The following is a 20,105-nucleotide window of genomic DNA, read 5'->3' on the forward strand; positions in this document are numbered from 1 at the left end:
AAAATCTGTAATTATTTTCTGTAGGGGATCACTTATTTATTGAATGAAATATCTTATTTCTTGTGTTTATTGATTAATTTTAATGTATATCCGCTTTTCTACCAGTAATCAGGATAAAGCATAATAGAATTTGGTTAACCTTAGCATTTAGGCCGCTTCGGTCACCTGTCTTCTGTCTGGCTGAGCAGAAATTATGGTTACTGGCATCATTCCCTATATCCATTTTAATTTTTATGGTAACATGCCCGTCTGTGGTCACACAGGAAATCTGGAAATGAAAATGCAATCCCTCTTGGTACAACAGTAGGCTGGCCCGGTTTCTTGTTCTAAAGTACCGACAGAAAATAGCCGTGATCCATCATTCTAAACGATGGCTTTTAATCTATTACTGTTGTTTTTCAGCATGCCTGGGTAATGAAATAAGTCTCCATAAAGAGTTCGGTGACGGGCGTTTTTGCCCGATGGCGCACAGGAGGACACATGTAAAAATGCCTTGATCTGATAATTTCCGCCATTAGTAAACTGGCACGAATATTATTCCTACATTTAGATAATATTTGTTTGGCTATGAAAGACTATCAGCTAGGGGAGTTTGAGGAAATCGTGATCCTTACCGTGGGGATATTAAATAACGCCGCCTACAGTGTGGCCATCAAGGATGAGATCCAGTCCCGGTTAAATAGAACGGTAAGCATGGGAGCCCTGCACACGGCATTGAACAGGATGGAGGACAAGGGATACCTGAAGTCTTTTTCCGGGGAAGCCACCGAAGAGAGAGCCGGGCGTCCCCGGAGATATTTTGAGATCACCGCACTGGGCAAGAAAGCCCTCCAATACTCGAAAGATACCCGGGACGGACTTTGGGCGGCTATCCCTCAAACCCTGTGGCAAGCAAATCTTGCGGGAATCAAACTATGAACAAGCTCAGACCCTCACCACCCAAATTATTCCTTAGGTTTTTTCAATGGTTCTGCCACCCCAGAATGCTGGACTATATTGAAGGAGACCTTATTGAAGTCTATGAAAGAAACTTCAAAGAGCTGGGAAAACGAAGCGCTGACCGGAAATTCATTCTTGATGTGCTCTTGCTTTTTCGGCCCGGAATCATCCGTCCCATTCAACCTGGACAAAACTTAACCCCTGTAGGCATGTATAAAAATTACTTTAAAATCGGTTGGAGAACCCTACTCCGCAACAAACAATATAGTCTGCTCAATATTGCCGGACTTGCTTTCAGCCTTACGGTGTGCATTCTGATTTTCGGGGTGATCAAACTCCACCTCTCATTTGATGATTTTCATCCCCGCCAAGACAGGATATATCGTATCGTCACGGAACTGCAAAGCAATACGACTTCGCATTCCCGCGGTGTACCCACACCATTGCCTGGACTTCTAAGGGCAAACGAATCGTTTGCCGAGCAAGTGACCCGCAGCTATGCTGCTTCCAATGTGCTCATCACTGTCACTGATGTTAACGGACAACAACATTACAAGGAACCTGAAGGGGTGGTTTTTGCTGAAGGGGATTTCTTCGATATTTTCAATTTCCCACTGAGATCAGGTGATGCGAATTCCGCATTGGCCCATCCAAATTCAGCCTTACTGACCGAAAAACTGGCACAAAAGTATTTTGGTGAAGGGGATCCCATCGGTAAATCATTTCTCTTGGATGGGAAATATGAGCTGACAGTTCGGGGAGTCCTTCAGGATATTCCCGGCAATACCGATTTCAATTCCGGTATCTATGTGTCCTTCAGCAGTTTCAAATCGTATATGCCTTGGTTGGCAGATGAGGGATTTTGGAACGGGATATCCTCCGGCATGCAGTGCTATGTGGTCTTGCAGCCCCATCTTTCTCCGGCCGAGGCTGAGGAAGCGCTTTCCCACTACTCTGAAAAGTATCCTATAGGGCCTGATACCAAGGCCTATTATAGCCTTCAGCCCCTTTCCGACATCCATTACAATGAAGTATATGGAGGAACTATGGACAAATCCCTCCTTTGGGTTTTGGCGGCGATTGGCTTCTTCCTGCTGGTCACGGCCTGTGTGAACTTTGTCAATTTGGCCACTGCCAGAGCTCTTCACCGAAGCAAGGAAGTCGGTGTGAGAAAAGTAATGGGCGGCCTGCGCAGCCAGTTGTTTTGGCAGTTTATTTTCGAGACTGCCCTGATCAGTTTTGGAGGTATTCTGATCGCGCTTATTTCCGCATACCTGTTGTTGCCGGTGGCCAATGAAAGGTTTGGGATGGAGATCGGTATGGAATTGTATTTGGGCAGTGGGTTTATGCTGTTTTTGATCGTAATGTTTATTGCGATCACGCTATTGGCGGGCTTCTATCCGGCCATCGTCATGGGGAGTTTTAAACCTATTTCAGCACTCAAAGGCAAATCTACACTGCAACGGTTTGGCGGTTTCAATACCAGAAGGAGTCTGATTGTCGTGCAGTTTGTAATAGCCCAGGTCATGGTCATCTCAGCAGTGGTGATCATGGGGCAAATGCGTTATGCCATGAATTCGGATTTGGGTTTTGATAAGGAGGCCATTGTCATGGTGAAAATGGGAAACGATTCCCTACAGCTTAAAAAGGCGCTCAAAAATGAACTGATGAGGATACCGGGAGTGGAGCAGGTGTCCCTGTGCAATGACGCCCCGGCAGCCCAAGGTGGCTGGTTGACCAATATTACACTGGGAGAGGATACCAATGAGTTTGATTTTCTCACGAATATGAAAATGGTGGATGAGGACTACCTTTCCACTTTTGGACTCAGGTTGGTTTCCGGAAGGAATCTCATCCAATCAGATACAGTAAGGGAAATACTGGTCAATGAAGCTTTGCTTTATAGATTAGGAATTGCATCACCTGATGAGGCATTAGGCACGGTGATCAAAGCAAATGGGGGAAACATGAAGGGAACCGTGGTGGGAATAGTCAGGGATTTCCATGGGAAGTCGTTTCATGAGCAGATCAATCCCACGATCCTGGCCTCGGCTTTGGACTATTATGAATCCTATGCGATCAAGATTAATCTCCAAGATTCCAAAAATATCCTGGAGCAGGTCGGGACTGTATGGAAAGAAAATTATTCAGGAAAACCGTTTGAATACGAATACCTGGATGATCGTATCGCCCGTTTTTACAAAAACGAGGCAACCATGTTGGCCGCCGTTCAGCTTTTTTCGGGAATAGCGATTTTCATAGGATCCATGGGGCTCTATGGGCTGATTTCATTTATGGTGGTGCAGAAGACCAAGGAGGTGGGGATCCGCAAGGTGATGGGAAGCAGTTCTTATCAGATTGTCTGGATCTTCGGTAAGGAGTTTGCCCGCCTGATCGTGCTGGCATTTCTTCTGGCCGCACCTCTCGGCTGGTACCTGATGAATAACTGGCTGCGGAATTTTGAATTCAAAATCCAACAGGGAATAGACATTTATTTACTTACCCTGGGCTTCTCATTCCTGGTCGCTGCACTCACGATTTCCTTCCAGACGGTCAGGGCTGCCAGGATGAATCCGGCGGTAAGCCTGAGGAGCGAATAGCTTGCGCCCATGGGGATGTATCACAATTGCTCTTGTCAGCCTTTACAATGACCGGTATGAGGGGAGGGGTTTTAGTTTCCATTCCTTAGGCATCTCTTCCCTATACGCTGCCATGGGTAGCAGGAGTGTAGTGCTAATCAAAGCCTGTCAGGTTTACATCGCCGATTTTGGATAAATAAGTTCTTGCTGTTCTAACAGCAAAACCTGACAGGGCTTATCAGGTTCTTTTTACACTCAACTTAACACCAGTGGTATTGTTGTTGGAAGATTAACTGATTAGTAATTGCAATAACAAAGGAAAAATCATTTCTACGAAGTGAAATGGGCACTTAGCCACTAATGGGAGTCCGATCCTATTGAGTTAAGGGCTCTTCCAATATTCAAATGGTGTACGCAGCTGTTCACGGACTGTACGCTTACGAACTGCAGAATAAGAATAATAGTATTGGGCTTGACGCCCTCATTTTAACCAATAAAAACTAGTGTAACATGAAGAAATTAGTATTGATCTTTTTGATGCTTGGTATCGGGGCAGAAATCTCCTTTGCCCAGCACAACAAGGAACTTCAGGAAATGGCAGACCAGGATCAGCAATCCAGGTTTTCAGGAAATATCGACTGGGCCGAACTAGCTAGGGAAGACAGCCTCAGAAGAGAGCGGGTGCTCGAACTGATGAGATCGGATTCCCTTGTTACGGGTAAGGACTACTTCAATGCCGGCATTATTTTCCAGCATGGCAATGATACCACTGCTTCCTCATTGGCTGTAAAATGCTTTGGAAAAGCGATAGAGATGGATCCTACGCTGCACAAATGGTGGTATGCGGCCGCTGTGGACAGGGACTTGATGAGAAGGGGGGAGCCTCAGATCTATGGCACCCAGTATATACAAGATGAATCAACAGGAGGGAAATTAAAGCAGTATCAGATTGACACTACACAGGTGACAGATGAAGACAGGATCTACTATGGGGTGGAAACACTGGCTCAGCAGCGGGAAAAAGAGCGGCTGATGAACCTCAAATCCCTGGGATCCTTTTATGCCTCATCAGGTTCTATAGAAAAAACACTAGAACTGATCACCCTTGAATTTGATAAAGGGAATGACGCTGAATATAATGTGAGGGAAGAGGCAATCAATTCATTTGGCTATCAGTTACTCAGCCAGCAAAAACTTCAGGAAGCCATACAGATCCTTGAACTGAATACCAGGCTTTACCCTTCAGGGGCGAATACCTTTGACAGCCTGGGTGAAGCACTTCGTCTGGATGGACGGATAGAAGAAAGTATCAGGGCATATAGTAAATCACTGGAGCTAAACCCTGAAAATGAGAATGCAAAAACCGCAATCAGAGAGATGGGAGCGTCCACCGATCCACAGTGAAAATATCGGAATGGATAGTATTTGGCCGGTGAAAAGCATCAGGTAGTTGAAAATAAGTAAGTTGTGGATATATAATTTAATTAGGCAGTGTTTAAAATAATAAGCTATGTAATTGGGGCAGGGGTCATAGGATATGTATCCTATCAGTACCCGCTCTTCTCATTTGTATTAGTGGCGGCCTTAGGTCTTGTATTGGTTTATCTTCTTATTGCTGCGGTAGTAAGGCTGTTTCGTAAGCGTTTCCGCGGCAAATGGTTTCATGTTCCGGTGGCCATCATCAGTATAATCCTGCTTGGGTTGCTTATTGGTCTGGCTCGTCCCCTGCAGGAGCCTGTCATAGAATCGGGAAATGTGGCTGAGGATCTGGAATATGCCTACACCATGGATCAGGGCGACCGCAAAAATCTAAAATTCTTTCTTGGGACATTTCGTCAACAGATGAAGGAGCGGGACAGCCTACGTCTCAATCAGGTGTTGGAGCTTAAACGTGCCGACAAGATTGCAGGAGGTATAGATAAGTTTCATGCGGCTTTTATCCTTCACCACAATCCTGGACGGGACAGTACCCTGTACCGACAAGCGTATAATCTGGCCAAAGAAGCAGCCTCAGACCCTGGCCTGGCGGATGATTTCCAGGTACAATGGCTGTCAAAGGCTACCTATGACCGCTGGATGCTCTCCATAGGCAAGGAGCAAAAATACAACACCCAGGGCGGGGTGAGTTTTGAAGTGAAGTAAGAGCTAAGGGAATGTGATGGGTTTTATTGCCATCGCAGTGCCCCGGTTCGTGTCACACGAACGGCTTCTGACGCTCCGCTGTAGATGTTTTGCAATCCTTGATTCCAGCTTGTAGGATTTCTAATCCGAAAAAAGTTTATCAGCTTGTAACAACACAAGATTTCCGGATTACTTGCCCCAGTTGGTTACTCAGCATTCTTTATTTTAAAAATATAATCCGTCCCCTGTGGGATTGTAAGTCACGAACAGCGGAGGATTCAGCTTCTGGAGAAGCAGCATAACGGAGAAATCTTATAGATCCAATGGAGTTAGAGGGCAACCAGCCCCAATTCCACAGTATCAATAAGTTCTCCATTTTTTAGCTTTCATACTTTATCTTTCTAATTTCATTTCTGCCTACTGCTCCTGCATACCGTGTCTCTCCCAATCTCTTCTTATTCCTCAACTCCGGATCTGAAACCCCTCAATCTTCCAATTCACTCGAACCTTCCAATTCCCCACACCGCAACTCCGTCTCTGGTCTTTCGTCTCCGTCTTGCTGGCACAAAACTTTCGAACCCCGATGATGCTCCCGGGCCAGCGCTGACAAAATACGGTACCTTTTGCCCAGGGTTGCGTCGTGCCTCCTTACCCTGGGCTACCCACAGGGCCTACCTACGGCAGGCTTCATCTCTAGAATCAGTAAGGATAGTAGGGGATGCTTGAAGGTCATCAAAATATTTAGACCAGTTAGCTTTTCTTTGTTTTAGGTATAAGAAATCCATGTACTTTATTACGACTCGATCCCCATTGGTCCAAGGCAAAAGAATGTAAAAAAAACAACTTCACTTAACGTACGGTCTCCAGATTTCTACCGTGGATACTGTAATCCCTTGATGGCTCTGCCCGCTGCGACTGAAAACTGACTTTTAGAAAAAAACCTTTCCGTCTTGCTGGCACAAAGCTTTCGAATCCCGATGATGCTCCCGGGCCAGCGCTGACAAAATACGGTGCCTTTTGCCCAGGGTTGCGCCGTACCTCCTTACCCTGACCTATCCACATGGCCTACCTACGGCAGGCTCTCTAGCTTTCAGCAGTTTTTGGTTAGGAAAGGCTATGGAGAGCTTTTTTAAGCAATGCCGTAGGCATGAACGATAACTTAGCCAGCCATTTCAATGGCTGGTACAAAGGCAATAGGATGATTTCTAAAAATGCCGTAGGCATGAACGATGTTGGTTTGTTTAAGCCGGATTATGCACTAGGTTTCGTCATGTGAGGGTATTGATTGCAAGAAAATCAGTCTGTTTGGGGAGTGAGTCCGCCGTGGCGAATATGGAGAACTCGAAATCAACCATTGCTTTTGAAGAGTTCTTGCACTTCTTTACTATAGGTCTTACCTATGGGTATTTCATTATCGCCGATTGTTAACCGTTTGTTTCCTCTCTGGTCTATCCTGTGAATGGATACTATGTATGATCGGTGTACCCTTATAAAATCTTCAGGCAGCATTTCCAAAATGCTGCTCATGGTCATCCGTGACACAATCATTTTTTTGTTGATGCGGTGGATTTTCAGATAGTCGGTGTATGCTTCTATGAACAGGATTTCTTGGGTAGGGATCTTTATGATGCTATAATCCGCTTTTACGAAAATATTGTTTTTGGTCTTTCCCGAAAGGAATTGGTGAAATTCCATTGCTTTGTGAACGGCTTGCTTGAATCGCTCCAGACTATAAGGCTTGAGCAAATAATCCACCGCATTGAGGTTGAATCCATCCACGGCATACTCCGAATGTGCAGTAGTGAATATAACCATACATGTATCTTCCAATGACTTAAAAAAGTCAAGCCCGGACTGAGCGGGCATATTGATATCGAGGAATAAAAGGTCAACTGGATTTTCGGACAGCCATTTTTTGGCTGCCCTGGTATTAGTGAACGTTTTGGCCAACGACAATCCCTCCATCTCTTGTGAGTATCTTGCCAGAATGTTCAATGGCATAGGTTCATCGTCAATAGCAATGGCTCTAATCATGCAATTCAAGTTTCAGGTTCACTGTATAATGGGTGGAGGTGTCTTCAACATTTAGCTCATGTTTACCCGGATAGAGCATCCTCAATCTATCCATGGTTATTTTCATGCCCGTGCCACTTATTTCGTGTGCCTGAAGACGGACATTTGTCTTCGTATTTTCCACTAAAAGGGTAAGTTCATTTCCATTTACCGAAATGTTTATTTTGATGAGGGATTCCTCGTCTGGATTAACGCCGTGTTTAAAGGCATTTTCAATGAATGGTATCAGAATGAGTGGTGCGATTTTCAATGATTCGGAAAAAAAGCCCTTGGTCAGGTAAGTGAGTTCCACGCTTTCCCCCAAACGCTGACGTTGCAATTGGATATAGTTTTCCATATATGCGAGTTCCTTGGTGATCGACACCCATTGGCATTGGGCATCATGTACCACATGTCTGAGCATTTCCGAAAGCTTCAGGATACTTGAAGCGGTCCGTTGGGAATTGTCTTCAATCGCCTGACCGTAAATATTGTTAAGGGTATTGAAAAGGAAATGTGGATTGATCTGTTCTTTGAGGGACAGGATTTCCATCTCGTTTTTTGTTTTTTCTACTTTGAACAGGCGTTCCTGTATCCTTAAATAAATCGAAAACGATACCACGGACAGGAACAAAAGAATATTATGGCTGATGGAGAGGATAAAATTGGAATTATCAGGTTTCATCAGATCAGGCCCGTTTGGTGGGGAGCGGGGGGACTCCCAGGGAATATGTCCTGTCAGCAAAGAAGGAAGTAGGGCAATGGTTGTGAATGATACGATGATCAGCAAACCGTAAATCAGGTATTTCCTATCAAGGAGCAGCTTGGGAGCCAATAGGTAATAGTTGGCGTAAAAGAAAACAATCATCAGGACACCGGACAATAAATCCCTGATGACCGGGCCGGTCATATTGAACATCGGAAGACCTCTGGGGGTGGGTGACAAAACTACCGGGATAAGGAGGAAAATAGCTATTCCGAGAACGTGCAGTAGAAATTTTCTTTTTGAAATTGCCATAGGATCTGTCCTGAGGGTCTTAAACCATCTCCACAAAAATAATTATTGCTTCGTTTGAAAGTGCTTCAAATTCAATTTTTTCCGACCCACGAACGGCGAGGCCATCGGCTTTTTGTAGCAGACAATTTGCAATCTCGAAAGCTCCCTGTACTACCCATGCAAAGGTGTTTGGCGTTGAAGGAATAAATTCGCCCTCGGACCGCCCTTTCCATTGTCCTATGGATACTTTCATCAAGCCCCGTAGGGAAACATCATCAAACAGGGTCAATAGCTTGTCCGGAACAAGCGAAAATCGGGCGATTCCGTCAGCGGGTTCATGACTTGCAAATCCTGCAGTCATATAATGAACTTCTGAATTTTCAAAGTCATTGAATATGGTACATTCTTCACCGGGTTCAATCGATATTAAAACGGCTTCTTCTACATCCGCAACGTGCTGTTTTGTGGCATTGTGAATCTGGATGCGACCGATGAGCGGTATGATCAGGAGTTGCATATCCACATCGAACGCCAATTGCTCTTTGCTCCGGGAGCCCAGAGTTGTTTCACTTAATAAGTGAAGCGAACCGAAGTGTCTGGTAGGATGTCCGCTTACAGCCTGATATACAATTGAATATCTAGACAGAATTTTTCCGTCCAGAAATTCCTGTTTTCGGTTTTCGGACAGTACAATCCGTTTATCTTGTTTCACGACCATCACCCAGACACCACAATATTGTGGGTTAATGAAAATCCATTGGAAAGACTTCCCGAAATGCTGGACATCTCGGTAGAGACCCCATCTCCAAATACATTGTCATTGGCATTATACGTATAGCCATTCATTCCTTTAGTGTAGCCATATTGAGAAGCTGCGTTTACCTGTACCACCGCACTGTTGCTTCCTTCGGGAAAGGCAATCTGGGTTACGAGCAGGGAATTCCCACTGCTGTTGTACACATGTACATGGATGTGTGTGGCACGGCCCTGGTACCAACCCGGAAAAATCGAGGTGAAGGCTACCTTGCCGTTGGAATCCGCCACCTGTCGGCCTCTCAGAAAGTGGTTGCTGGTATAGTTGACCTGCTGCATCTGGGTTCCACCATATTCGGAGTAATACCCGTCTTTATCACAATGCCATATATCCACTATGGCACCTTCCAAAGGTGTACAACTTTCGTTTATGTTGAGGATGGTGATCTCTATATCCAGATCAACTCCGGATCTGTCACCAATGATATTTACCCGAGTCAGGGAATCCGGGTCTTTAGTTGGGAATGGCCCTTGGGTTTCTGATGCGGTACGTACGCAATCCGTATTGGTTTCCCCCTCATTTATTTCTTCATCGTCTGTAATTGGTGCAATATCATTACCAACACACCTAACAAGCAAGGGAAACGACATCACCCCCATACCGAGTTTTTTGACAAATTCTTTTCGATCCATTTTCTTCTTCGTTTGAGTTTTTACTGACTTCAAATAAAAGGAATAGGATACAACTCGTAAAATAAAAGAGATGAAGGGCTAGCCATATGCGATGAACGTTTGTTTTGCACAATTCCTTGCACTTTACCTCCCTTAATCTCTGAAAATATCCCCTTAATTGCGTCAAATGACCAGCCCTTAGGATTTCTAATCCGAAAAAAGTTTATCAGCTTTTAACAACACAAGATTTCCGGATTACTTGCTCCACTTGGTTACTCAGCATTCTTCATTTTAAAAATATAATCCGCCCCCTGTGGGATCGTAAGTCACGAACAGCGGAGGATGCAGCTTCTGGAGAAGCAGCATAACGGAGAAATCTTATAGATCCAATGGAGTTAGAGGGCAACCAGCCCCAATTCCACAGTATCAATAAGTTCTCTATTTTTTAGCTTTCATACTTTATCTTTCTAATTTCATTTCTGCCTACTGCTCCTGCATACCGTGTCTCTCCCAATCTCTTCTTATCCCTCAACTCCGAATCTGAAACCCCTCAATCTTCCAATTCACCCATCTCCCAACTTCACTCGTCCCGCAAGGAATTCACTGGGTTGACGAATGCTGCTTTGAGGGATTGGAAAGTAACGGTGAGCAAGGCAATGCCGAGTAGTCCGATCACCGTATAAAGGTAAACCCCTATCCCAAGTGTGGTATGGTAGGCAAAACCTGAGAGATAGGTCTTTGCCATATACCAGGCTATAGGAAGCCCAATCAGTAACCCTACGGAGGTCAAGAGAGCGAAATCCCTGCTGAGAAGCGCCCATAATTGACCAGGGGACGCACCAAATACCTTCCTTATCCCCATCTCCTTGACCCTTTTGGCCGCGGCAAAAGAGGAAAGCCCAAATAGCCCCAAACATACAATCAGCAATGCCACGACGGTAAATCCAAGGGATAATTTACCCAGTACTTTTTCCATCTGGTATTCCCGCTCAAACGCCTCATCTAAAAAACTATACTCAAATGGCTGGTCTGGACTGAGCTTTTTCAGCGTTTTTTCTATGTGGGCCAAACATTCATCCATGGTATATCCAGCCCTCGTTTTGATATAATAATGAAAGCCCACATCAGTGGAATACATATAGACCATAGGCTCAATGTCCTCTCTGAGGCTGTTGTTGTGGAAATCCTCTGTCACTCCAATCACCTGCCCCTTTCCGTTCCATACATCCAGTTCCATTCCTATGGCCTCTTCAGCGTTGATCCCCATCATATCAATGGCCCTTTTATTGAGTAGATAGCTTGGGGTTTGGGACTGTTCTGAAGAGAAATTCCTTCCGGCCACCATAGGGATGCCCAACGTAGGAAGGAAATCCTGGTCACACCGTAAGAGTTTGAAGAATGTGGTACTGCCTTCCGGTTTTCCTGCCCATGAGACCTCATCTGTGGTGATAGGAATGGTCAGGATGTCGCTGCCGACAAAGCCGGCACGCTGAATACCCTGGAAATCCAGCAATTCCTGTTTAAAAACTTCCGGGCTTCTCAATACTTCCTGCTTAGGATCGATGATGATCACGTTTTCTTTCTCATAGCCAAGGTCTTTTTTGGTGATGTAGTCCAGCTGACTGTACACGGCCAAGCTCCCGATTATCAAGGTGACCGATGCCGCCAACTGAATTACGACCAGGGACTTTCTCAACCTTGCCCCTGTGAGCACTGGTGCGTTGCCTCCTTTCAGGATTGAAATAGGCTTAAAAGAGGACAGAAAAAAGGCGGGATAGACACCTGCCAGAAGACCACAGGCTAAGGTCAGCAAGCCTGCCCCGGCCAGAAACAGGTAATCCAGGTCTCTCCAAGTGATATCCTTGTCTGTGACCTCACTGAAGAAGGGTAAAAGAAAATTGACGAGTAGAAGTGAAATGGCCAATGCCATAAATGAAAGAATGACCGATTCCGATAAAAACTGAACTATCAGTCCGGACCTTTGGGAGCCAATTACCTTTCTTACCCCTACCTCTCTGCCTCTGGTAGAAGCTCTTGCCGTGGCAAGATTGGTGAAGTTGATACAGGCCATGGTCAAAATGATCAGCCCTATAAAACAGAATAAGGCGACTTTCTCTATTCTTCCTCCGGCCTCTTGGCCATTTTCAAAATTGGAATATAATCTGGTCCGGGAGTACTGGAATAGAAACGGACTACTGTTACAGGCTGAACAGTTTTTGGATACCAGCGTGGAAAACTTCAGGTTTGCTTCCGCTACGTCACTGTCAGGATGCAAGGCTACATAAGTACGTGTGCCCCCGCTCTGCCAGTGGTGCGACCAGGGATTCTCTACGAGAAAAACTTCAAACGGAAGGACAAAATCAAACTGAATGCTGGATTGTGCAGGGATATCGGCAAAGACACTGCTTACCTGAAATTGGTGCCCTTGGTTGGTTTCCAGGGCCATTCCAATAGGATCCTTATCCCCAAATAGCTTCTTAGCCAGTTTTTCAGAGATGGCGATGGTATTCCGGTTTCCTTTGAGGGATTCCATAGCTCCTTTGAGAATGGGGAAGCTGAATATTTCGAAAAGTTCTGGATCGGCATATATTCCGTTTTCAAGAAATGAAGTTTCGCCATGTTTGAGGAGTAGCTTTTCGTTCATGCTTGTCCGTGAGACCATCTCCACCTCAGGGACTTCCTGTTCTATGGCTTCTGCCAATATAGAAGGGGTGGCGCCATGGGTCTTGATCTCTCCGTCAGGGTAGGTATTGTTGATCAAAACAGAATAGATGCGGTCGGACTTATCATGAAATCCATCATATTTCCACTCGTCAATAGCCCAAAGCAGGATCAGCATGCAGGTGGCAAGCCCTATCCCAAGCCCCAGGATATTGATCAGGGTATAGCCTTTGTGGCGATAGAGGTTGCGAAAGGAAGTCTTCAGGTAGTTCTTTATCATATTGATAAGGTAAGTGCGCACATGCGGCAGAGGCAAAATATAGCGTGAATATAAGGCTCGGCTTTTCAAACACTTTGCCAATCACAATTCATTGATAATCAATTGGAATTGCTATCGTCTCCCATCTGATTCGTTCGCTTGCGGGCCCAGCTATTCAAAATCGGACATTTCTGAAGAAATCCCGGTGTTTGATGTTGTGCGCCCCCTGGTCTGCGCCACAGAGAACACGTCCACACTATTCTGCTTCCGTGATCTATATTCCATAGACTATTCCCATGCTATTCTTGGCGGAATCTGTACGGACTTTGCCGATAAAATATACCGAGCGTGTTCGTTGTCATTTCCGCTGTTGGGAATTTGTGATCCTGATCCCAGTCATTGGCCTTGCCCACCGAAAAATTTGGATAAGTAGCTGTAGAAGTACGGCAAGATGGTGGATTTCAGTTGTTTTTTTAAAAAGTTAGTGGCGATAAATGCTATTTATTTAGCAAAATAGATGATAACTTTGGCGTAAAGGTATAATCGTAAAGCTGTAATTCTTCAAACTCCTATGATCGTAGATTCTTTGGCAAGACAATTTTTGATAATGCACAGGCATTTTTTACGTATTTCAGTGATTGAGGATGAGGTGGGAATCAGTGGTAAATCCATCTATAAGTGGATGGTCGGAAAACGACCCTTGCCGGATAAATGGGAGCAGCCCATATACGACTACCTGTACCCTATGTTGGATCCTAAAAATACAATCCACCAGGAGCGTTTTCAAACTGATAAGGTTGTGGTCTTGGAGCGGGAACATTTACTGCCTGAGTACCGAGATGTGAAGAAGGAGCTGCTTCGGAGATTACACTTCCCGGATAAGTACACTGCCGGTGCGGATGTGGTTTACTTTAGGTTTTTTAACCGGGGACTCAGAGAGAGCTATATTTCCATTTATTCCGCGTACAAAAAGAATTCCTGGTAAAGCAGGAATTTGGAAGAGTTGGAATGCTTAAAATGGAAAACCTACTCTCACCTTTTTTTTCAGTTCGGTAGTCATGCTGTCAGGATTTAGTATAACTGTTTTCGGTTTTCAGGTTGAGGGACTTGAAGATCAGGCAGATGAATTGGCACTAAATACAGATGGTCTGTAATATGCTGCCAAAAAATGATGGAGGAGGAAGGCTTGTTTTCTCTAGCGGTCAATTCAGAGTGGCAAGAGGGGATGATAAGAAAAAGTGGAATACGCCTTGGGCAAAGGGTAAAAGCTTTTACAGATTTCGTTTTTAAAAACCTTTTGTGGGCTGATTTCTCTGTCCCGAAAGATGGAATCATATTGAATTTTGCCATCTCTTTGGAAGAAGTGCCATTCCGCTTTAAGCGGAACGGCACTCCTTGTCTTACAGTTTGTAAGCGCTGATTTCTCCGCTGCTAGAGAGGTAGTACAGATAGCCTTCCATATCATCGACCTCATATAGGGGCTTTTTGTCCTTTAGAACAATTGCCTTTTCGGTTATTCCGGTGTCTTTGTTCACCTTTACCAGTCCCACACCGGCGTCGAGCACAGTGAGTATAAAACGGTCGTTTTCGGTTGCCATGGTGGCCTTAAACCGCTTGGTCATTTCCTGATAGGAACTGGAAGCTATGTTTTCAAAGTTCCTGGCGGCGATCGCGTTTTGGTTGGCCCGCTGCGCCCCGGCACTGCTGTAGTTGCCCAGGGAATAGTGATAGGTGGATTGTGAGGCCGCCGCGGCCGCAACAGTGGCCGAAGCCACGGTCATCACACCCATGGCTACCTTCACAATCCCGCTTTGCCCAGGAGCTTTGTGAAAGGTGTGGTAGCTTTCTTTGCCTTCAGTGTCCAGGAGCATCATGTTTTGGTCCGAGGCCAAAAATATCCCGGAGTTGCGCACATCGATCTCGCTAGCGCTCTCCTTTCCCTCAAATTTGAATTTGGACAAGGTGCTTACATCTCCTGTTTTTTCGTTGATTGCCAGCAATTCATCCCCGGTGTTGATCAGATAGCGCCCGTTTGCCTGATCATAAGAGCTGGACACGGAAGAGGCTTTTTTGTATTCAATGGGTTTCTTCCAAACCGGCTCACCTGTAGAGAGATTCACGATATTGGCATCAGTTTCAGAAATGTAAATGAGTCCCAGAGGAGTATTGGCCATGGTATGTATGTTCTCACCAGTTTTCAGCGGTTTTTTGAACAGGGGAGTTCCACTAAATGATATTTTGTTGATTCCGCCTTCTTTTAAGCCAAACAAAATCCCATCATCCATGACATAAAAATGGCTTACATACCCCTTGGTTTTAGGGGTCTTTTCCCACAGATCTTCACCCGAAGCGGCATTGAGAAAGGCTATTTCGGATTGTCCTCCTGCAGTCAGTTGGCCCAAAGTACTGCTGCCACCGCCTTTGAATACATCGCTTACTACTGCCAGACCATCAGGCAGGATTTTAAAGCGGGTAATGCTTCCTTTTATTTTACGTTCCTTGTCCCAGAGCGGGTTTCCGTCTTTTCCAAACTTGTAGATACGGGTATCACCATTGGAGCGTTCTTCAAAACCGTAGATTTCATTTCCTAAAGGGTCAACGGTCATTTGGGAGATGTTTTTGATGTCTGTTTCCCACAAAATTGTCCCATCTTCCACATTGGCGCATACCACGTTTTTGGTCGTGGGGACAAATACCCTGTCGCCTAGGAGAAAAGGAGTTCCTGAACTCATCGGGATGCTGGCCGCACTGCGGGTCTTGCCGGCTTTCGGATCCAGGTTCGCAAAGCCTTCCTGTTTGCCCGTTGCCAGATCATAGATACCCACTGCCAATACCTCACCTTCGTCCTTGTTGCGGTTACCCACTACGACCAATTTGTTCTCGGGTAGGAAAATTTTGAGTTGGGCGATCTGCTTCCATCCCTTTTCCTCGGTCACAAACATTTTTTTGCCCTGCACCACATCGATCACCGTGCGCTTGGAGTTGGCGAAAAGGGTTCCGGGAATCTGAGATTTGCCGCCTTGGGTCACTATAACATAAGGGGACAGGGGAACTATCTCTATTTCGTCTTCCTTGATTTTTCCATACTCTTCGAACACAAAATGTGGGTCTGATGCTCCGGGTCTGATACCTGCCAGACCGCTACTGCCATTGACCAGCAGTACCCCTGCATCGGTAAGTTGCATTTTCTCAATTTTTCCTCCTATATCATAAATGAATTGTGGGCTGGTTTGTCCCATAGCTCCCAAAGCGATCAGAGGAGCAATCAATAGTAAAATATATTTTTTCATGTGTATATAATTGATTTTTAATGGTCACATGCCCGCGTGGCGTCGGACAGGGAATCCCTGCCTGCTGGCAGGCTCGATTTCATAGTCAACTGGATTTTATGCTAGAGATTGGCTATTACTAGTTCGTGCGGTCAGTCCCGCTTCTCCGGGTAGTTTTGGATTGCATGAAATGGATCAGGTTTTCAATTGTACCGGAGGTGGAACGCTGATGCTTTTACAGGTTGAAGGCTCCTTCAGTTATTTGTTTCGTACTATTGTTGCCGGAGTTTTTACAGGTAAACTCAAAAGATCCGGTAATCTTGGTTTCCGTAAACTCGTCTATAGTGACTTCGCCTGCAACAGAAGAGTCAAATGGAGCCTGCCAAGTCTGTGTTGCCTGCGGGTTGGAAGTGTTTACCTCTATGTAGCTGGCACTTATTGATATATTGGCACCTCCTCCAATTTGGTATATTCCCGGGCCTGTCACCCCGTTCAAAACAATTACGATCCCTTTGCCGGAACTGTCATTTCCCTGAAGGGTCACAGTGGTAGTTGAACCCACACTGATTCGGTTAGCCGCACTGAACTGAGGGTTTGAGGTGAATGTTGCTCCATCCACTTTGGCCTTAATTGTCCCGGAGTCAGCGTTTCCGGGATCCCGCTCATCATCGTTACTGCATGAGGATCCTGCAAGCAACAAAGTCAAAGCTATCAGCATTCCGTACATTTTGTTTTTAGTCGTTTTCATGGTTATCTGTTTTTTGTTATCTGTTTAGTTCAATTTCTGGTCGTCATTATTGGCACTTTGGTAAAAAGATAGTCTGTAAAGCATGGTTTTTATTGAGTCAAAAATTGGATCTGATTATATAGTTGTAAAGTAAGGTGCTTACTAAGAGTGAATCCATACGCAATTCTTCGTATTTTGAAAGCTATCCTGTATAAATAGGGCATGCTGAAAAAAATTTCAGGTGTACCTGACCTGCTTACCGACAAGGCAGGTCCAAGGCTGTTGAATGAAGATTTATGCTTGTTTACGAAATCTTATGTCGCTTTTGCCTCCTTACTGGTGGAAAAGTGGATATCATATAAAGTGTAAATGAAAAAGAATAGTGGAAACTTGCCTGAATGATCCCTATATGCGAAAAGAATCAGCCTGAAGAAGCGGGAAACAGGTGTTTGCGTATTTGCTTTAGGTCAACCTGTTTTCAGACGCTTTCCTTACGGCTTCGACTTTATTGTTCACCTGTAGCTTGCGGTAAATGTTTTCGATGTGCTTGCGGACTGTATGGTAACTGATGTGAAGGTTGGCTGCTATTTGCTCGTAAGTAAGACCGTTTTTAAGCTGGGTGAGCAACTCTATTTCACGGGTGGTGAGCCCAAAGTCTTCTTGTTTTTGATCTTTGGAGAGGGGTTGGCGTATAAGCTGCAACGTTTTTAGGGCTATTACCGGACTCATAGCGGCTCCCCCGGAGAGGGTGTCCATGATAGCCTGAAAAATTTCGGTGCCGTTGTCCTCTTTTAACAGATAGCCCGACGCTCCCGACAGGATTGCGTTGAACAGGGTTTCCTCATCATCGAAAGTGGTGAGAATAAGCACTTTGATTTGCGGGTATTTGTTTTTTACTTCCAAGGTTGCGGTAATGCCGTCCATTTCGGGCATTTGCAAATCCATTAAGACAATGTCAATGTTGTGGTCTTTTTGCAGGTGGGATAATAATTCCTTTCCGTTTTTGGCGGTGCATTTGATGATGGCTTCTCGGTATTTTGCCAGACGTCTCTTTAGGCCCTGCAGGGCAAAGCTGTTGTCTTCCGCTATCGCTATATGAATGGGCATCTCTTGTCTGTTATACTCATCATAAAGTTAACTGCTTAGGGTTAGATGGCTATACGCAGTTGTTCGTATTTTCTAGGCTGGTTTGAAAATCCAGGTTTTGGGATTATAGCTGTTTATTCTAGAATCGGCCCTCCACGGTGGTCCCGTTACCGGGGGTGCTGTTGACATGGATCTCACCTTTCAATTCGGTCATTCTGGATTTCATATTCTGCAATCCGTTACCGCTCCGGGCAGAAGAAATCTCAAAGCCGACCCCGTTATCACTAATGGAAAAGCATATTTTCTCGCGGGCATCTAAAAGGATGCGGATATGCTGGGCTTTGGCATATTTGTATGCATTGCTTACAGCCTCCTGTATGACACGGAAAAGATGTGTGGCCTGGATATCAGTGAGGGTTTTTTCGGTGTTACCATCGGAGCGTACGGTGATTTTAGTGCCATTTTGGTTGAGCGGTTTAAAGAAGTCACGCAGACGGAGAGCAATAGCATCCATGGTGATTTCCTGATTGTTCAGTAACCAAACGGTCTTGCGCAATTCACGCATGCTTAGTGCCAGTGTTTTTTGCAGTTCCGGCAGATTATCAGTGATCTGATCGGGAGACATCTCCGGTATCTGCTCTACGGAGGCGTTGATGAGTGTAAGATAAGAGCCGATGTTGTCGTGAAGTTCTCTGGAGATACGGAGACGCTCTTCCTGAATATTGGCGCGTTCTCTTTCTTCGGCAAGTTTCAGTTCCAGGGCAGCCTGTTTCGCGACAAGTTCTTTCCGCTTGAAAAGGTAGTACAGCATGCCTGCGATCAGCAACAACAATCCTGCGGAAGTAATGAGCCATATCGTCCGTTTCCTCAGATCAAGCTCCTTCTGCTGAATGGTTTGCTTCTGTTCCAACAGGGCTTTGTCTTTTTGGGCAGCCTCGTATTTGGCTTCCATTTCTATAAGTGACTTGGCCCTGTTGATGCTGTACAAGGTGTCCATCATCCGAATTTCTTGCTTTTTCAGCCCGTAGGCCAGATCGAAGCGATTACTGTTTTCATAGACATCGGACAACAAAGAAGCGGTGTGTATGGCCAGGTCTTGATAAAGTTTTGAGGAAGAAAGCTGAAAGGAAGAGTCCAGGTAGGCTTTCGCGTTGTTGTAGTCCTTTTCACGAAGGTAAAATTCCCCGACGTTGTTCAGATTGATAGCATAAGGAAAGGTGTCTTTCAGGGCTTTCCTGACCTCTAGAGCTTCAAGCAACATCATTTTTGCTTTGCTTTTTTGACCCATTTCGTCCAGCAAGCCTCCCATGTAATCCAGCGTATAACCTAGGCCAATGGAATCATCAGCCGCACGAGAATAGTCTTCCGATTTTTGAAATGATTTCAGGGCACTGTCCAGTTCTCCCAAACGCCACAGACAAACCCCGGAATGGTTGTGCCCTGTGGAAGCCAATACAGGAAAGCCGTGCGCTTCGGCCAGTGTTATTGCTTTTTGATGGTATTCTATAGCTGTGCGCAATTTCTCCTCATCAACGATTTTGTTGGCTCTTCTGGCACTACGCGAATAGTGCAGGCCGATGGCATAAAGGATGTCTATTTCATCTTCAATGAAACTGTTTTCCTGACTGATGGTAAGTGCTTCCACCAAATGGTCGAAACCCTTTTCGCGTTCATTGCGGTAATAATACAGTTCGTCTAATAGCTTATGCGATTTTACCAGCCATTGCGTTTGCTTGTTAGCTTTGGCCCAGTCTAATATTTGATGGATATAGATAAGACTGGAATCGGGGTTTGAGCTGCGTATGTCAAGTGCTCGTTGGTACTTTTTGTTTGTTTTGTTTTCAGAAGGTAGCTGTTGTGCCCACGATTGGGTGACCGCACATATATGGAAAATGAATACAACAACGAACAATTTCATGTGTTTATAATTGTTTTTCAGTGGCCATACCTGCCCGGAGGTAGGCAGGCTCGATTTCATCATATTGAACTT

16 protein-coding genes are annotated in these 20,105 nt (G+C 45.2%); 6 read left to right on the forward strand and 10 right to left on the reverse strand.

The window, feature by feature from the left end; translation table 11 throughout:
- Window positions 1-567: 567 nt before the first annotated feature.
- The 4 genes from LZF95_RS05670 to LZF95_RS05685 all read left to right on the forward strand — a co-directional run bounded on the left by LZF95_RS05670 (window position 568) and on the right by LZF95_RS05685 (window position 5,660).
- Window positions 568-918 carry a PadR family transcriptional regulator gene (locus tag LZF95_RS05670; protein WP_233754008.1) on the forward strand — a complete coding sequence of 117 codons (351 nt, stop codon included), beginning with the start codon at window positions 568-570 and terminating at the stop codon, window positions 916-918.
- On the forward strand, window positions 915-3,539 hold the full coding sequence (locus LZF95_RS05675; protein WP_233754009.1) for an ABC transporter permease: 2,625 nt from the start codon (window positions 915-917) through the stop codon (window positions 3,537-3,539). The genes LZF95_RS05670 and LZF95_RS05675 overlap by 4 nt, the downstream gene beginning before the upstream one ends.
- A gap of 489 nt (window positions 3,540-4,028) precedes the next feature.
- Entirely contained in the window at window positions 4,029-4,922 is an 894-nt protein-coding gene (locus LZF95_RS05680; protein ID WP_233754010.1) for a tetratricopeptide repeat protein, read from the forward strand.
- An 87-nt stretch (window positions 4,923-5,009) separates the two neighbouring features.
- Window positions 5,010-5,660: a hypothetical protein gene (locus LZF95_RS05685; RefSeq protein WP_233754011.1), complete on the forward strand. Its 651-nt coding sequence runs from the start codon at window positions 5,010-5,012 to the stop codon at window positions 5,658-5,660.
- 828 nt (window positions 5,661-6,488) lie between these two features.
- Here LZF95_RS05685 and LZF95_RS05690 read toward each other — a convergent pair.
- Entirely contained in the window at window positions 6,489-6,701 is a 213-nt protein-coding gene (locus LZF95_RS05690; RefSeq protein WP_233754012.1) for a hypothetical protein, read from the reverse strand.
- Between the two features lie 85 nt (window positions 6,702-6,786).
- On the opposite strand from LZF95_RS05690, the gene LZF95_RS27555 reads away from it, so the two are divergent.
- Window positions 6,787-6,915, forward strand: a complete 129-nt coding sequence (locus tag LZF95_RS27555; protein WP_262912220.1) for a hypothetical protein — start codon at window positions 6,787-6,789, stop codon at window positions 6,913-6,915.
- Between the two features lie 71 nt (window positions 6,916-6,986).
- Here LZF95_RS27555 and LZF95_RS05695 read toward each other — a convergent pair whose 3' ends face one another.
- The 5 genes from LZF95_RS05695 to LZF95_RS05715 form a co-directional block, all read right to left on the reverse strand.
- Window positions 6,987-7,673, reverse strand: coding sequence for a LytTR family DNA-binding domain-containing protein (locus LZF95_RS05695; RefSeq protein WP_233754013.1), 687 nt, complete (start codon window positions 7,671-7,673; stop codon window positions 6,987-6,989).
- Entirely contained in the window at window positions 7,666-8,709 is a 1,044-nt protein-coding gene (locus LZF95_RS05700; RefSeq protein WP_233754014.1) for a sensor histidine kinase, read from the reverse strand. The genes LZF95_RS05695 and LZF95_RS05700 overlap by 8 nt, the downstream gene beginning before the upstream one ends.
- 19 nt (window positions 8,710-8,728) lie before the next feature.
- Entirely contained in the window at window positions 8,729-9,400 is a 672-nt protein-coding gene (locus tag LZF95_RS05705) for a hypothetical protein (protein ID WP_233754015.1), read from the reverse strand.
- Between the two features lie 5 nt (window positions 9,401-9,405).
- Window positions 9,406-10,134 (reverse strand): intradiol ring-cleavage dioxygenase, encoded by a 729-nt coding sequence (locus tag LZF95_RS05710; RefSeq protein ID WP_233754016.1) that lies wholly within the window; start codon window positions 10,132-10,134, stop codon window positions 9,406-9,408.
- A gap of 559 nt (window positions 10,135-10,693) precedes the next feature.
- Entirely contained in the window at window positions 10,694-13,054 is a 2,361-nt protein-coding gene (locus tag LZF95_RS05715; RefSeq protein WP_233754017.1) for an ABC transporter permease, read from the reverse strand.
- A gap of 550 nt (window positions 13,055-13,604) precedes the next feature.
- On the opposite strand from LZF95_RS05715, the gene LZF95_RS05720 reads away from it, so the two are divergent.
- Complete coding sequence (locus LZF95_RS05720) at window positions 13,605-14,018, forward strand: hypothetical protein (RefSeq protein WP_233754018.1); 414 nt, start codon at window positions 13,605-13,607, stop codon at window positions 14,016-14,018.
- A gap of 415 nt (window positions 14,019-14,433) precedes the next feature.
- Here LZF95_RS05720 and LZF95_RS05725 read toward each other — a convergent pair whose 3' ends face one another.
- The 4 genes from LZF95_RS05725 to LZF95_RS05740 all read right to left on the reverse strand — a co-directional run bounded on the left by LZF95_RS05725 (window position 14,434) and on the right by LZF95_RS05740 (window position 20,033).
- Window positions 14,434-16,323, reverse strand: a complete 1,890-nt coding sequence (locus tag LZF95_RS05725; protein WP_233754019.1) for a PQQ-binding-like beta-propeller repeat protein — start codon at window positions 16,321-16,323, stop codon at window positions 14,434-14,436.
- Window positions 16,324-16,537: 214 nt separating this feature from the next.
- Complete coding sequence (locus LZF95_RS05730; protein ID WP_233754020.1) at window positions 16,538-17,050, reverse strand: DUF6252 family protein; 513 nt, start codon at window positions 17,048-17,050, stop codon at window positions 16,538-16,540.
- A gap of 441 nt (window positions 17,051-17,491) precedes the next feature.
- Window positions 17,492-18,136: a response regulator transcription factor gene (locus tag LZF95_RS05735; RefSeq protein ID WP_233754021.1), complete on the reverse strand. Its 645-nt coding sequence runs from the start codon at window positions 18,134-18,136 to the stop codon at window positions 17,492-17,494.
- Window positions 18,137-18,254: 118 nt separating this feature from the next.
- Window positions 18,255-20,033, reverse strand: a complete 1,779-nt coding sequence (locus LZF95_RS05740; RefSeq protein WP_233754022.1) for a sensor histidine kinase — start codon at window positions 20,031-20,033, stop codon at window positions 18,255-18,257.
- Window positions 20,034-20,105: the final 72 nt, after the last annotated feature.

The sequence above is a fragment of the Algoriphagus sp. AGSA1 genome (assembly GCF_021390545.1).
Classification (GTDB): Bacteria; Bacteroidota; Bacteroidia; order Cytophagales; family Cyclobacteriaceae; genus Algoriphagus.

Excerpts from the sequence above, each read along its gene's own strand:
- LZF95_RS05670 (WP_233754008.1), top strand. The coding sequence starts at position 568 with ATGAAAGACTATCAGCTAGGGGAGTTTGAGGAAATCGTGATCCTTACC.
- LZF95_RS27555 (WP_262912220.1), top strand. The coding sequence starts at position 6,787 with ATGAACGATAACTTAGCCAGCCATTTCAATGGCTGGTACAAAGGCAAT.
- LZF95_RS05675 (WP_233754009.1), top strand. The coding sequence starts at position 915 with ATGAACAAGCTCAGACCCTCACCACCCAAATTATTCCTTAGGTTTTTT.
- LZF95_RS05715 (WP_233754017.1), bottom strand. The coding sequence starts at position 13,054 with ATGATAAAGAACTACCTGAAGACTTCCTTTCGCAACCTCTATCGCCAC.
- LZF95_RS05695 (WP_233754013.1), bottom strand. The coding sequence starts at position 7,673 with ATGATTAGAGCCATTGCTATTGACGATGAACCTATGCCATTGAACATT.
- LZF95_RS05730 (WP_233754020.1), bottom strand. The coding sequence starts at position 17,050 with ATGAAAACGACTAAAAACAAAATGTACGGAATGCTGATAGCTTTGACT.
- LZF95_RS05690 (WP_233754012.1), bottom strand. The coding sequence starts at position 6,701 with ATGTGGATAGGTCAGGGTAAGGAGGTACGGCGCAACCCTGGGCAAAAG.
- LZF95_RS05725 (WP_233754019.1), bottom strand. The coding sequence starts at position 16,323 with ATGAAAAAATATATTTTACTATTGATTGCTCCTCTGATCGCTTTGGGA.
- LZF95_RS05740 (WP_233754022.1), bottom strand. The coding sequence starts at position 20,033 with ATGAAATTGTTCGTTGTTGTATTCATTTTCCATATATGTGCGGTCACC.
- LZF95_RS05700 (WP_233754014.1), bottom strand. The coding sequence starts at position 8,709 with ATGGCAATTTCAAAAAGAAAATTTCTACTGCACGTTCTCGGAATAGCT.
- LZF95_RS05710 (WP_233754016.1), bottom strand. The coding sequence starts at position 10,134 with ATGGATCGAAAAGAATTTGTCAAAAAACTCGGTATGGGGGTGATGTCG.
- LZF95_RS05720 (WP_233754018.1), top strand. The coding sequence starts at position 13,605 with ATGATCGTAGATTCTTTGGCAAGACAATTTTTGATAATGCACAGGCAT.
- LZF95_RS05735 (WP_233754021.1), bottom strand. The coding sequence starts at position 18,136 with ATGCCCATTCATATAGCGATAGCGGAAGACAACAGCTTTGCCCTGCAG.
- LZF95_RS05680 (WP_233754010.1), top strand. The coding sequence starts at position 4,029 with ATGAAGAAATTAGTATTGATCTTTTTGATGCTTGGTATCGGGGCAGAA.